This window comes from Streptomyces sp. CRCS-T-1 (assembly GCF_024442335.1).
In the GTDB taxonomy this organism is placed as follows: Bacteria; Actinomycetota; Actinomycetes; order Streptomycetales; family Streptomycetaceae; genus Streptomyces; species Streptomyces koelreuteriae.
In genome coordinates, this window is the sequence record NZ_CP101651.1 from 7,633,442 (window position 1) to 7,645,596 (window position 12,155).

The following is a 12,155-nucleotide window of genomic DNA, read 5'->3' on the forward strand; positions in this document are numbered from 1 at the left end:
CGGGCATCGCGGCAGCCGGTTTCCGTCGTACGGTGAATGCCGATCGCGAGGGACAGGAGGCCGAGGTGGCCGAGACGACGCAGCCCGGGACGACGGTCGCCGAGGTGATGGCCGAGCTGGCCGCGCTCGAGGACCCGAAGGCGCGCGAGGTGAACGAGAGGCACGGTGACGATCACGGTGTGAACCTCGGCAAACTGCGCGCGCTCGCGAAGCGCCTGAAGACGCAGCAGGAACTCGCGGTCCGGCTCTGGGAGACGGGCGACACCGCGGCGAGACTGCTCGCCCTCCTGATCTGCCGCCCGAAGGCGTTCGAGCGTGACGCCCTGGACGTCATGCTGCGCGAGGCACGCACCCCCAAGGTGCACGACTGGCTCGTGAACTACGTGGTGAAGAAGAGCCCGCACGCCGAGGAACTGCGCTCGGCCTGGTTCGCCGACCCGGATCCCGTGGTCGCGAGCGCCGGCTGGGCGCTGACCACCGAACGCGTGGCGAAGAAACCCGAGGGCCTCGACCTCGCGGAACTGCTCGACGTCATCGAGGCGGAGATGAAGGACGCCCCGGACCGCTTGCAGTGGGCGATGAACCACTGCCTGGCCCAGATCGGGATCGAGCACGCGGAGTACCGCACCCGTGCCCTCGGCATCGGCGAGCGCCTGGAGGTGCTCAAGGACTATCCGACGTCCCCCGGCTGCACATCCCCGTTCGCGCCCGTCTGGATCACCGAGATGGTGCGCAGGCGGCACGGCTAGCGAGCAGGCGCTCCCGCCCAGCACGGGGTCTGGGCGGGAGCGGTGCGGTCCCCTCCGGTCGTTCTTCAGCACGAAGGGACCGCTCGTCCTTCCAGACTGGAAGGTCCGACGCCCGGGGAGGCGTCCGCGATCCATGGTGCGCCCTGCCCCCGGTATCGCGACGAGAAGTACGTTTCCGCCTTCAAAAGCGTTCAATCCGCCATGTTTTGCACGCGTGAGTGACCGACATGGCCCAGTGAGGCCCGCTGTGGACACCGGGGCACCCGGCGGCATTGTTCCGTAACTCCATGATCACGTTGAGTGTCCGGCCGTCGACGCACCATGCTGACCTCCAACTCCTCCGCAGCGCCTCAGCACCGCCGCGGAAGAGCCTTCCAGACGCCTCGAGTTGAGAGACAAGGTGCGATGTCCAGTAAGCAGGTGTTGACCGTCGTCGTGATGGTGGCGGTCTTCGCATGGAGCACGGTGATGACCGTGCTGGGGCACCTCGCGGCCGTGGCCGCGCTGCTGCCGTCGCTCGGACTGCTCGTACAGCAGATCGTCGCCGCCCTCCACACCACGCAGTCCCCGCGCCCCACCCCGGCGGACACCGCCCCGACGGCCATAGCGGCCGGACCCGAGGAGTCGGTGCGATGACCCCGTTCTCCGCGTACGAGCAGCCCGACGGCGAGCCGCCGAGCAGGCGCGGCCGCAAACCGGAGTCGATCGGCGAGCAGGTGGGTCCCTCCCACCGGGCCTGGCTGGAGCCGGTGCGGGGCCGGCTCTTCGCCAGCGGGCTCACCCTCGACGACCTCGTCGGCCGCTCCGGCTACTCCAAGGCCCGCATCAGCGAACTCCTGCGCGGCAAGGGCTACTACCCCGGCTGGGAGATCACCTACAGCGTGGTCCGGGCCCTGGACATCCCCGTCTGGCCGCTGCGCCGGCTGTGGACCGCGGCGGCCCGAGAGGCGGCCAAGGACCACGCCTGGATCGAGAGCCGCATACACGCCGTCCAGCCGCTGCCGCCGGAACGGCCCCCGCTCGCCCACCAGGGATTCACCGAGGCCATGCGCCACCCCTACACCGCCTACGCCCGCGCCTTCCTGCAGAGCGACCGGCGCGCCCACTGGGTCGTCTCGGAAGCCTGCGACATCCTCTGGCTCGGCTGGGACGACGCCGTCGCCGGCCCCAACGTCCCCCGCCACGCCTGGCGGCTGCTGCGCTCGCGCGTCCTGTTACGCACGCACCTGCACCCGGCCGGACATCCCGATCTGCGCCCGGCGGCGTTCCAGACCGTCGACCAGAGCCGGATCGACGACCTGACCGCCCGCTTCGCCCGCATCGGCCGGCTCGCCGACTTCTTCGACGCCGTCGCCCGGCTGCCCCAGAACCAGCTCGACGTCACCGTCCTGCGCTATCTGTGCGGCATCCACCCCGACGCCATCCCCGGCGTCGTCGGCCTGTCCACGGCCATCACCCAGTCCATCGACCACCACGCCCGAGGCGCCCTGGAAGGCACCTACCTCCGCCATGACAACCGGGAGTGAGCACCCCGCCATGACCGCCATCGACGAACTCCTCTCCCGCTCGCTCCTGCTGCACGATCCCCACGTGCCGTCGGACACCGTCCCGTACGAGGACACCGCCTACCCCGCCTTCGCCCCGGACGGCACCCCGCTGTGGGCCGTCGGCGGCGGCGACCTGGCCGACGACAACGCCGCCCGGAGCCTGCGGGCCCTGTGCGAGGCGGCCGTCGTCCACGCCACGCCGCGCCAGCTCGCCGACTTCGTCACCGAACAGCTCCCCTCCCCGCGCGGCGCCTGGATCCTCGGCTGCGTCCTGCAACTCGCCGACGCGCGGGACGGCGCGCGCTTCTGGTGGCAGTACGCCGCCGGGGCCGGCGAACCCGCCGCCTCCTACTGCCTCCACCTGCATCACCTCGCGCTCGGCGACCGGCAGGCGGCCGCCCTGTGGCACCAGCAGGCCGGCGACGACGCGCCGGCCGACAGCGGACTCGGCGTCGACACCAGCATCCCCACGGTCCTGCGCATCCTCAGCCGACTGGCCCCGACCGCCCCCCGCGACCACACCGAGACGTACACCGCGGTCAAGGCCTATGTCACCAACGCCGTCGCCGCCGGATACGCCCGCAACCCCGACTACGAGATCCCGCTCCCCGGCCCTCACTTCGCCGAGCAACTCGAGATCATCCTGGCCGCCACCTCGGCGGTCTCCCGGACCGTACGGCAGGCCCGGCCGCCGGCCACGGGCCTGCCCAACCGCACCAGGCCGCGCGCCGACGCCGGGGACCGTTCCGGCGAGTGCGCGCACGAGCCGGAACGGGTCCTGGTGGAGACCGCCGCACGCGACGAGTCCGCCTCCAGCTTCTTCCGGGAAGCCCTCGCGGCCTGCTGGGAATCGGCCGTCGCGGACCGTACGGCCAGGGGAGCGGACCGTCGCGATGCGCGGCTGCGTTACCTCCTGGACCGCCGGCCCGCCGAACCTACTTCGTGGCGTTGAGCGTCTGCGTCGCCAGCGCCAGGTTCTTGTCATCGGCGCTGCCCCAGGCGTAGACGACATTGGCCGTGCCCGCCTTGAGGGAGAGGTCGGCCGGGCCGATGGCCACGGTGTCCGTGCCGGCGAGCACGACATCGGCCTTCACGGTGCCCGCGTCGACCTCGGTGGTGTCCTCCTTGGGGTTCTCCAGGCCGGTGAAGAGCGGCTGCCCGTTCGCGCGGACGTCGACCGCGGGGGCGGCTGCGACGTGGCGCACCGTGAGGCGGGCCTTGCCGTCGTCGACCTTCGCGACATCGTTGGTGTAGGCGGTCAGCTGGGGTTTGCCGTCGGCGGTGAGGTGGGCGGCGATCGTGGCGTTGCCGCCCTCGGCCACCTTGACCTCCTTCTGGAGGGCGGGTGTGCCGTCCGGGTTCTGGCCCGCCTCGAAGATCTCTATGTCATAGGTCCCGGCTTTGAGGGCCTGCGGGTCGGTCACCGTGCCGGGCTTGAAGTCGCCGATCAGCTCGTCACCGTTGGCGTACACATCGACGGTCATCCCGGGGATGCCGTGGAAGACGGACACCATCGCCTCGTTCTGCGAGGCGGCACCCGCCATGGCGGGCGCGGCGGCGCCCAGGGCCAGGGCGCAGGCGGCGGCCGATGCGGCGACAGCGAGAGAGGTCCGGGAAGTCATGGGGGTCATCCCTTCGAATGCGCCTCCGCACGTTGCGGGGTCTCGATGTCGTTTCGCGCACGGCGACCGTCGCGGATGCGCGGACGGCACCTTTCGTCGGCCGGTTCGGCCGCGCGGCTAGACGCCCGTCCAGCGGACCTGGCCCGGCTCGATCGCCCGGCGCAGCCGCTGCAGGCCACGGCGGGCGTGACTCTTCACCGTGCCGAGCGGCATTCCGGTCCGTTCCGCGATCTGGGCCTGGGTCAGGTCCTCGTAGAAGGCCAGGCACAGCACATGCCGCTGGTGCGACGGCAGACAGGACAACTCCTGCACCAGCAGGACCCGGTCCAGGACGTCCTCCGCCGCCGACTCGTCCCGGCCGAGCGTGTCGTCCGTGTGGGCGAGGGAATCGGCGAGGGCCAGCCGTCTGGTCCGGGCGGCCAGCGCGTCGACGATCTTGCGCCGGGTGATGCCCACGAGCCAGGCGCCCAGCGGGCCCCGCTCCGGGCGGAAGCCGGCCTGACCGCGCCAGGCGCCGAGAAACACCTGCTGGGTGACGTCGTCGGCCTCGTACGTGTCGCCGAGCGACCGGGTGGCCATGGTGTGGACCAGGGGCGCCCAGCGCCGGTAGACCGCGGCGAAGGCGTCCTCGTCGGCGGCACGGAATCCAAGGGCCAGCTCGTCCTCGTACCTGGTCTCTTCTCGGGTGTCGGTGATCATGGCCTGGTTCCTCCTGCCATGCGCGAGGTGCGGCCGTCCGCACGCGTCCCAGTCTTGTGACGCACAAACGACGCAGGCAACATGCGTCGTTTGTGCGTCGTACAGTGGGCTCCGTGACCAGAGGTGACGGCGACGGCCGGCACGAGGAGGACCCGCTGCGCGGCGGGCTCACCACCGGTGAAGTGGCCAGACGCCTGGGGGTGGCGCCCACCACGGTCCGCTCCTGGGACCGCCGCTACGGCATCGGCCCCGACGCGCACACCGGCGGCAGGCACCGGCGCTGGACCGCCGGGGACGTGGCCCGCCTGGAGCGGATGTGCGCCCTGACGGCGACCGGTCTGCCCCCTGCCGAAGCCGCGCGCGTGGCGCTCGGCGACACACCGCCGGACCCGGCCCCCTCCGCGCGGGTGCCCCTCCCGCAACCGCCCCCGCCGCCGCGCGGCCGCAGCCGGGCCGGGAGCGGGATGCGCCTCGGCGACGTGCGCCAGGAGTCCAGGGGGATCGCCCGTGCCGCCCTGCGTCTCGACGCCGCCGCCCTGGACGAACTGCTCCTGGCCGCGATCGCCGACCACGGACTGGTCACGGCCTGGACCGAGGTGATCATGCCGACCCTGCAGGCGACCGGCCGCAAGTGGGAGACCTCGGGGGAGAAGTATGTGGAGGTGGAGCACTTCCTGTCCTGGCACGTCTCCGGAGCGCTGCGGCGCAGCGCACCGCCCGTGGTCGCCGACGGCCCCGGCATCACCACGGTCCTCGCCTGCGTGCCGGGGGAGAACCACACCCTGCCGCTGGAGGTGCTGGCCGCCGCGCTGGCCGAACGCGGCCTGCCGGTACGCATGTTCGGTGCCGCGCTGCCCGTCGAATCGGTCGTCGCGGCGGTGCGCCGCACCGGACCCGCCGCCGTGGGTCTGTGGGCGCAGTCCCGCACCACGGCCAGCCGGCCGCTGGCGCAGCATGTGGCGGCGATGGAATGGGGCGTGCGCGGTGCCCGCAGGAAGCCCGTCGTCCTGACCCTGGGGCCGGGCTGGGCCGGTCAGACCCTTGCCGGGCTGCCCCATCCCCCCGGCCTGGCCGAGGCCTTGGCGGTGGTGGAGTCGGTCGTGTCAGGGCGGTGAGTCCCCGCGCGCCCGCTCCTGGCGTCGTACGTCGGCGAGGTCGCCGAGCCGGTCCAGGCCGCGCACCGCCTGTGCCATGCGATGGTTGCGCTCCAGTCCGGCGCGGTGCCGGTCGAGGAACGCCCAGTAGCCCGCGGTGTAGGGGCAGGCGTGCGCGCCGGTCCGCTGCGAGGGCCGGTAGACGCACGCGCCGCACAGATCGCTCATCCGGTTCACATAGGCACCGCCGGAGGTGTACGGCTTGGTGGTCATCCGGCCGCCGTCGGCGTACTGGGACATGCCGACGACATTGGGCACCATCACCCAGTCGTAGCCGTCGACGAAGCAGCGGTGGAACCAGTCCGTGACCGCCGCCGGATCCCAGCCCCGCTGGAGCGCGTAGCTGCCGAGCAGCATCAGCCGGGGGATGTGGTGGGTCCATCCCGTGTCGCGTACCTGGGACAGCACCGTGCGCAGACAGCGCGCCTCCACGTCGTCGGCGTCCAGGTCGTTCCACCAGTCCGGCAACGGTGCGGTGTGGCGCAGCGCGTTGGAGTTGCGGTAGTCCTCGCCGAAGTACCAGTAGAGCTGCCACACGTACTCGCGCCAGCCGGCGATCTGCCGGACGAAGCCCTCCACGCTGTTCAGCGGCGCCCGCCCCTCGCGCCACGCCGTCTCGGCCCGCTCGACGCACTCGGCGGGATCGAGCAGCCCCAGATTGAGCGAGGACGACAGCAGGCTGTGGCTCATGACGGGGTCGGCGGCGAGCATCGCGTCCTCGTACGGGCCGAAATCGGTGAGCCGGCGCTCCACGAAACGACGCAGCGCCGCCCGGGCCTCGGCCCTGGTCGCGGGGAACAGGCGTGGCCCGTCCCGCCCGACGAAGGACACGTCGCCGTCCTTCTCCCAGCGGTCGAGGTCATGGCGGACCTCCGCGTCGATGTCGTCCTCGCGCGGCCGGTAGGGACGGTCGACCGGCAGGGTGGCCGTGTCACGGGGCGGCGGCCGCCGGTTGTCGTGATCGAGGTTCCACCGGCCTCCCACGGGCCGGTCGCCGTCCATCAGCAGGTCGTGTCCGCGCCGGACCCAGCGGTAGAAGTCCTCCTGACGCAGGCTCCTGCCGCCCTGATCGCCGGCCCACGCGGCGAAGGCGTCCAGGGGCACCAGGAATCCGCGCGCCGGGCCCGTCGTGACCCGCGGCAGCGAGCGCACCAGCCGCAGCGCGGCGTACGAGGTCGGGTGATGAACGGTCAGGGCCCGGCCGCGCGCCGCCCGGTCGAGCCCCTCGCGGTAGGTGTCGGCGCGCACGTAGCTGACGCGGTCGCCGAGTTCGGCCGCGCGGTGACGCATGGCGGACAGCACCAGGTGCGCCTTGGCCCGGTGGAAGCGCCGGCGCCGGAACACCGACCGGGCCTCGATCATCAGCAGCGGCGTGTCCCGGGCGAGGCCGCTGTCCTCGGACGGCCGCAGGAAAAGCGGACCGAGCTGATCACCGAACAGCCAGTGCACGAGCCGCTCCCGCCGTCAGTCCCGGCCGCGCGCGTGCTTGAACCGGGCCAGGCCCTCACCGAGGTCGATCAGCGGCTGCGGGTAGTCCAGCCGCGCCCGTTCCTCCTCGGGCAGCCGCCAGGGCTCATGGATGCGGGCATCGGGCACGTCCGACAGCTCCGGCACCCACCGCCGTACATAACCTCCCGCCGGGTCGAAGCGCTTGCCCTGGACGACCGGGTTGAGGACGCGGTGGGGGCGGGTGTCGGTGCCGGTCCCGGCGACCCACTGCCAGTTGAGCTGGTTGTTGACGATGTCGCCGTCCACCAGCAGGTCCAGGAAGTGCCGGGCGCCGATCCGCCAGTCCACGTACAGGGTCTTGGCCAGGAAGCTCGCCACCAGCAGCCGCGCCCGGTTGTGCATCCAGCCCTCGTGGAGCAGCTGGCGCATGGCCGCGTCGACGACCGGGTAGCCGGTGCGGCCCTCCCGCCACGCGGCGATGTCCTCGGCGGCCTCGTCCTCGGTCCGCCACCGGTCGTGCCGCGTCCGGTAGTCCTGGCCGGAGGCGTCGGGCCGCGCCGCCAGCACCTGGTGGTGGAAGTCGCGCCAGCACAGCTGCCGTACGAACGCCTCCGCCCCCGGCCCGCCACGCTCCCGGGCCCGCTGGACCAGCTCCACCGGCGACAGCGCACCGAAGTGCAGATACGGCGAGAGCCTGGACGTCGCGTCGCCCGCCAGATCGTCGTGCCGGTCCTCGTACGCCGAAAGCCCGCCGCGCGACCACCGGTTGAACCGGTCGCGCCCGGGTCCCTCGCCCCCGGTGGGCAGGCCCGGCGAGATGTCCGACAGCTCGTCCCGGGAGGGCAGCGGCTCGCCCTGCACGGCGTCGGGGACGCGCACGACGCGCGGCGCGGGACAGACGTCCCTCAGCCGCTCCTGCGACCACCGGCGGAAGTAGGGGGTGAACACGGCGAAGTGGTCGTTGCCCGCGGGCGTCACCGCGCCGGGCGCCAGGGCCGTGATCACGCTGTCGTGCACGTGCAGCGCCACGCCCTGTCCGCGCAGCGCGTCCCGCAACTGCTCCTCCCGCCGGTGGGCGTAGCCGGTGACGCCCGCCGCGAGGTGCACCTCTGTCGCCCCGCACTCGGCGGCCACCGCGCAGACCTCCTGGACGACCGGTCCCTTGCGGACGACGAGCCGGCCGCCGCACCGGCGCAGCGAGGCGTCGAGGTCGGTCAGGCAGTCGGCGAGGAAGGCACTGCGGTTGGGCACGTCGAAGCCCGCCGCGTGGACACCGGGATCGCGGACGAAGAGCGGCACCACCTCGTCCGCCCACGCCAGTGCGGCGCGCAGCGGCGGATGGTCGTGCACCCGCAGATCCGAGGTGAACAAGACGACCGCGACGGTCATGGCGATTCTCCTGAAGGTGCTGTGCGATGGGGATCGCGATGTGGATCTCTACTGCCTGACTCTTCGGTCGCGACGCGCGGTCCGGATGCGGCCGGGACGCGGCCCGGCCCGGCGCGCGCTCATCCCCTTGACGGCCGCCTGGGTGATGTTGCGGGCCATGCCGCCGAAGACGACGGCGTGGAACGGGGAGAGCGACCACCAGTAGGCGTGCCCCAGCAGGCCCCGGGGATGGAAGAGGGCGCGCTGCCGGTAGCGCGTACGGCCCGCGTCGTCCGTCTCCGCGTACATCTCCAGCCACGCCAGACCGGGCAGCCGCATCTCCGCCCGCAGCCGCAGCAGACGGCTCGGCTCGATCTCCTCGACCCGCCAGAAGTCCAGGGAGTCGCCGGCCCGCAGACGCTCGGCGTCGCGCCGTCCGCGGCGCAGACCGACACCGCCGACGAAACGGTCCAGCCAGCCCCGGACCGTCCAGGCGAGCGGGAAGGAGTACCAGCCGTTGTCGCCGCCGATGCCCTCGATCACCTTCCACAGCGACTCCCGGGACGCGTCCACCGGGAGGTGCCGCTCGTCCTCGTAGAGGCTGCCGCCCGCCCAGTCCGGGTCGGTGGGCAGGGGATCGCTGGGCGCCCCGGGCACGGCGGCGGACGACCAGCGGGTGACGACCTGTGCGTCGCGCACCTTGCGCAGCGCCAGTGCCAGCGCCGTGTCGAAGGGCAGCGGCCGGCCCGGACGGTCGGGCACGTAGCGGGCGATGTCGTGCTCGCGGCACACGACCTCGTGGCGCAGCGACTCGGTCAGCGGCCGGGCGAGGGCGGCGGGCACCGGGGTGACCAGGCCGACCCAGTGGCTGGACAGCCTCGGGGTGAGCACCGGCACCGGAACGATGAGCCTGCGCCGCAGTCCGGCCACCTTGGCGTACTGGTCCATCATCTCCCGGTACGTGAGGACGTCCGGCCCGCCGATGTCGAACGCGCGGTCGACGTCATCCGGCATCGTGGCCGAACCGACGAGGTACCGCAGCACGTCCCGTACGCCGATCGGCTGCGTCCGGGTGTGCACCCAACTGGGCGTCACCATCACCGGCAGCCGCTCGGTCAGATAGCGCAGCATCTCGAAGGACGCCGAGCCCGAGCCGATGACGACCGCCGCCCGCAACACCGTGGCCGGGACCGGCGCGTCGAGGAAGACGCGTCCCACCTCGGCCCTGGAGCGCAGATGCGGGGAGAGGGACTCCTCGGGAACGCCCTGGGGTGTGAGCCCGCCGAGGTAGACGATCCGCCGCACACCGGCGGCGCGCGCCTGCTCGGCGAAGACCCGGGCCGCCCTGCGGTCGGTCTCCTCGAAGCCCGGACCGGTCCCCAGGGCGTGCACCAGGTAGTACGCGACATCGACACCCCGCATCGCGGCGGCGACCGAATCGGCGTCCGTGACATCGCCCCGGACCGTCTCGGCGTGCCCCGCCCAGGGGTGATCGCGCAGCTTGCCGGGGGAGCGGGCCAGGCACCGGACCCGGTGGCCCTCCTGGAGCAGTTCCGGCACCAGACGCCCGCCGATGTACCCGGACGCCCCGGTCACCAGACAGTGCGGCGGCTGTGCGTCCCGTTGTCCGTCCGTCTCCACGATCGGCTCCTCCACGCGTGCGCTCCGGTGTTGCGGCCCCCTCGATCATGGCCGCACCGGCGGGACCGCGCCTGTCGCGGCGGTGCGACGGGCGGCATTCGCTCCCACACGGACCACTTCGGACGGGAGGCGGTGGATGGATGCGGGCTGCCGGGGACGGATGCGTGATGTCGCCGACGGATGGGTGACGCCGCGGATGGATGCGGGCCGCCGCCGAGCCGGTGTTCAGCCGGGCGGGGTGTCGACACCGGTGGCCCGGGTGGCCCGGGTCGCCTGGGCGGCCCGGCCTCCGGCGCCGAGGAGCCCCGTGGCCGTGAAGGGCTCGCGGGCGGCGAGACGGGGCAGTTCACGGCGCGACAGCCGCGTGACGACCGGCGGCATCGCCGCCCGCACGAGCTGGGTGTATCGCAGCCAGCGGGGCATGTAGACCGACGGCCGGCGCCGTTCGACCGCCGTGACCAGCCGGCCGGCGACATACGAGACGGGATACACCTTGCGCGCCGGCGGCGGCATGTGGCCGCGCAGTTCCCGCAGCACGGGGTGCGCGTCGGCGTCGCGGACCATGTCCGTGTCCGTCCAGTTGATGTACGCGATGCCCACGCCCACATGCTGATGGGCGACCTCCGCCTGCAGCGCGTGGGCGAACGACTCGACCCCGGCCTTCGAAGCGCAGTACGCGCTCATCATGGGCGCGGCGCCGATGGACGCGAGCGACGCGACCTGGAGGAAGTAGCCCCGTGTGTCCAGGAGGTCCGCCAGGAACGTCCGCGCGGTGACGGCACTGCCGACGAGGTTCACCTCGACCACCCGGCGCCAGACGTCGAGATCGGCCTCGGCGAACGGCCCGCCCTCGGCGACCCCCGCGTTGGCGATCACCACCGAGGGCGGCCCGAACGTCTCACGGATCCCGTCGGCGGCGCGAGCCATCCCGCGCTCGTCCGTGACATCGACCTCCCAGCACTCGGACACGCCCCGAAGGCTGTCCCGCACCCGGGCCAACGTCCGCTCCTCACGGCCGAGCAGCGCCACCCGCGCGCCCCGGCGGCACAGCTCCCGGGCCATCGCCTCGCCGAGGCCGCGCGCCGCGCCGGTCACCACGGCGGTCCGACCGTGCAGAGGGCTCTGAGCGACCGGCATGGCAGGTTCCTCTCCGCGGCGGCGCTGGCCAGGCCCACGTTAGGCGCGGACCGGGCCGTCGGCACGCCGGGCATCCGGGCCCCGTCGCCGTTCCGGTCAGGATTCGAGAAGCGTGGGTGCCCCGGCCGCTCTAGCGTCGACGTCATGACTTCCATCGCATCCGTCACCCTCGAGGTGTCCGACCGGGCCGCCGCCGAACGCTTCTGCACCACCGCCCTCGGCCTGGGCGGACAGGTACGTCTGCGGGCCTCGGAGGCACCGACCTCCGGCTTCCGCGGCTTCACGCTGTCGCTCGTGATGTCCCAGCCGGCCGACGTCGACGCCCTCGTCGACGCCGCCGTGGAGGCCGGTGCCGAGACCCTGAAGCCTCCCGCCAAGTCGCTCTGGGGCTACGGGGGCGTCGTGCGGGCCCCCGACGGCACGCTCTGGCAGGTGGTCTCGTCGTCGAAGAAGAACACCGGCCCCACCTCCCGGCAGATCGACGAGATCGTGCTCCTGCTCGGCGTCGAGGACGTGAAGGCCAGCAAGCAGTTCTATGTCGATCACGGCCTCGCCGTGGCGAAGAGCTTCGGCGGCAAGTACGTCGAGTTCGCCACCGGGTCGGATCCGGTCAAACTGGCGCTCTACAAGCGCCGGGGCCTGGCCAAACTCGTCGGCGTCTCCCCCGACGGCACCGGCTCGCACCGCCTCACGATCGACAGCGACGCCGGGACCTTCACCGACCCGGACGGATTCGCCTGGGCGACGGCCTCGGAGAACGCCTCGCTGTGAACCTGGAGTTGTCCGGGT

The 12,155-nt window shown here is 72.8% G+C and carries 12 protein-coding genes; 6 read left to right on the plus strand and 6 right to left on the minus strand.

Annotation, left to right across the window (positions count from 1 at the left end; translation table 11 throughout):
* Window positions 1–107 precede the first annotated feature (107 nt).
* The 4 genes from NNW99_RS34595 to NNW99_RS34610 all read left to right on the plus strand — a co-directional run bounded on the left by NNW99_RS34595 (window position 108) and on the right by NNW99_RS34610 (window position 3,248).
* Entirely contained in the window at window positions 108–749 is a 642-nt protein-coding gene (locus NNW99_RS34595) for a DNA alkylation repair protein (protein ID WP_215124554.1), read from the plus strand.
* 405 nt (window positions 750–1,154) lie between these two features.
* Window positions 1,155–1,385, plus strand: coding sequence for a hypothetical protein (locus NNW99_RS34600; RefSeq protein WP_215123102.1), 231 nt, complete (start codon window positions 1,155–1,157; stop codon window positions 1,383–1,385).
* Complete coding sequence (locus NNW99_RS34605) at window positions 1,382–2,275, plus strand: helix-turn-helix domain-containing protein (protein ID WP_215123103.1); 894 nt, start codon at window positions 1,382–1,384, stop codon at window positions 2,273–2,275. Before NNW99_RS34600 ends, NNW99_RS34605 begins: the two co-directional genes overlap by 4 nt.
* A 10-nt stretch (window positions 2,276–2,285) precedes the next feature.
* The gene (locus tag NNW99_RS34610; RefSeq protein WP_215123104.1) at window positions 2,286–3,248 is read left to right on the plus strand and encodes a DUF6207 family protein; all 963 of its coding nucleotides are present in this window, start codon (window positions 2,286–2,288) and stop codon (window positions 3,246–3,248) included.
* Here NNW99_RS34610 and NNW99_RS34615 read toward each other — a convergent pair.
* Together NNW99_RS34615 and NNW99_RS34620 are read right to left on the minus strand one after the other, a co-directional pair.
* Entirely contained in the window at window positions 3,232–3,918 is a 687-nt protein-coding gene (locus NNW99_RS34615) for a DUF4397 domain-containing protein (protein WP_215123105.1), read from the minus strand. The genes NNW99_RS34610 and NNW99_RS34615 overlap by 17 nt on opposite strands.
* Before the next feature lie 117 nt (window positions 3,919–4,035).
* Window positions 4,036–4,617: an RNA polymerase sigma factor gene (locus NNW99_RS34620; RefSeq protein WP_215123106.1), complete on the minus strand. Its 582-nt coding sequence runs from the start codon at window positions 4,615–4,617 to the stop codon at window positions 4,036–4,038.
* A 113-nt stretch (window positions 4,618–4,730) separates the two neighbouring features.
* Between NNW99_RS34620 and NNW99_RS34625 the strand changes: the two genes are divergently transcribed.
* A complete protein-coding gene (locus tag NNW99_RS34625; RefSeq protein WP_215123107.1) occupies window positions 4,731–5,732 on the plus strand; it encodes a MerR family transcriptional regulator in 1,002 nt (333 codons plus the stop codon).
* Here NNW99_RS34625 and NNW99_RS34630 read toward each other — a convergent pair.
* The 4 genes from NNW99_RS34630 to NNW99_RS34645 all read right to left on the minus strand — a co-directional run bounded on the left by NNW99_RS34630 (window position 5,721) and on the right by NNW99_RS34645 (window position 11,366).
* Complete coding sequence (locus tag NNW99_RS34630) at window positions 5,721–7,220, minus strand: cryptochrome/photolyase family protein (RefSeq protein ID WP_215123108.1); 1,500 nt, start codon at window positions 7,218–7,220, stop codon at window positions 5,721–5,723. The two genes, NNW99_RS34625 and NNW99_RS34630, sit on opposite strands and share 12 nt — an antisense overlap.
* A gap of 15 nt (window positions 7,221–7,235) precedes the next feature.
* Window positions 7,236–8,609 (minus strand): deoxyribodipyrimidine photo-lyase, encoded by a 1,374-nt coding sequence (locus tag NNW99_RS34635; protein ID WP_215123109.1) that lies wholly within the window; start codon window positions 8,607–8,609, stop codon window positions 7,236–7,238.
* Window positions 8,610–8,657: 48 nt separating this feature from the next.
* Window positions 8,658–10,229: an SDR family oxidoreductase gene (locus NNW99_RS34640; protein ID WP_215124555.1), complete on the minus strand. Its 1,572-nt coding sequence runs from the start codon at window positions 10,227–10,229 to the stop codon at window positions 8,658–8,660.
* A 225-nt stretch (window positions 10,230–10,454) separates the two neighbouring features.
* Complete coding sequence (locus NNW99_RS34645; protein ID WP_215123110.1) at window positions 10,455–11,366, minus strand: SDR family oxidoreductase; 912 nt, start codon at window positions 11,364–11,366, stop codon at window positions 10,455–10,457.
* Between the two features lie 144 nt (window positions 11,367–11,510).
* Between NNW99_RS34645 and NNW99_RS34650 the strand changes: the two genes are divergently transcribed.
* Complete coding sequence (locus NNW99_RS34650; RefSeq protein ID WP_215123111.1) at window positions 11,511–12,137, plus strand: VOC family protein; 627 nt, start codon at window positions 11,511–11,513, stop codon at window positions 12,135–12,137.
* The last annotated feature ends 18 nt before the right edge of the window (window positions 12,138–12,155 follow it).

Excerpts from the sequence above, each read along its gene's own strand:
- NNW99_RS34615 (WP_215123105.1), bottom strand. The coding sequence starts at position 3,918 with ATGACTTCCCGGACCTCTCTCGCTGTCGCCGCATCGGCCGCCGCCTGC.
- NNW99_RS34600 (WP_215123102.1), top strand. The coding sequence starts at position 1,155 with ATGTCCAGTAAGCAGGTGTTGACCGTCGTCGTGATGGTGGCGGTCTTC.
- NNW99_RS34595 (WP_215124554.1), top strand. The coding sequence starts at position 108 with ATGGCCGAGCTGGCCGCGCTCGAGGACCCGAAGGCGCGCGAGGTGAAC.
- NNW99_RS34635 (WP_215123109.1), bottom strand. The coding sequence starts at position 8,609 with ATGACCGTCGCGGTCGTCTTGTTCACCTCGGATCTGCGGGTGCACGAC.
- NNW99_RS34620 (WP_215123106.1), bottom strand. The coding sequence starts at position 4,617 with ATGATCACCGACACCCGAGAAGAGACCAGGTACGAGGACGAGCTGGCC.
- NNW99_RS34645 (WP_215123110.1), bottom strand. The coding sequence starts at position 11,366 with ATGCCGGTCGCTCAGAGCCCTCTGCACGGTCGGACCGCCGTGGTGACC.
- NNW99_RS34605 (WP_215123103.1), top strand. The coding sequence starts at position 1,382 with ATGACCCCGTTCTCCGCGTACGAGCAGCCCGACGGCGAGCCGCCGAGC.
- NNW99_RS34650 (WP_215123111.1), top strand. The coding sequence starts at position 11,511 with ATGACTTCCATCGCATCCGTCACCCTCGAGGTGTCCGACCGGGCCGCC.
- NNW99_RS34610 (WP_215123104.1), top strand. The coding sequence starts at position 2,286 with ATGACCGCCATCGACGAACTCCTCTCCCGCTCGCTCCTGCTGCACGAT.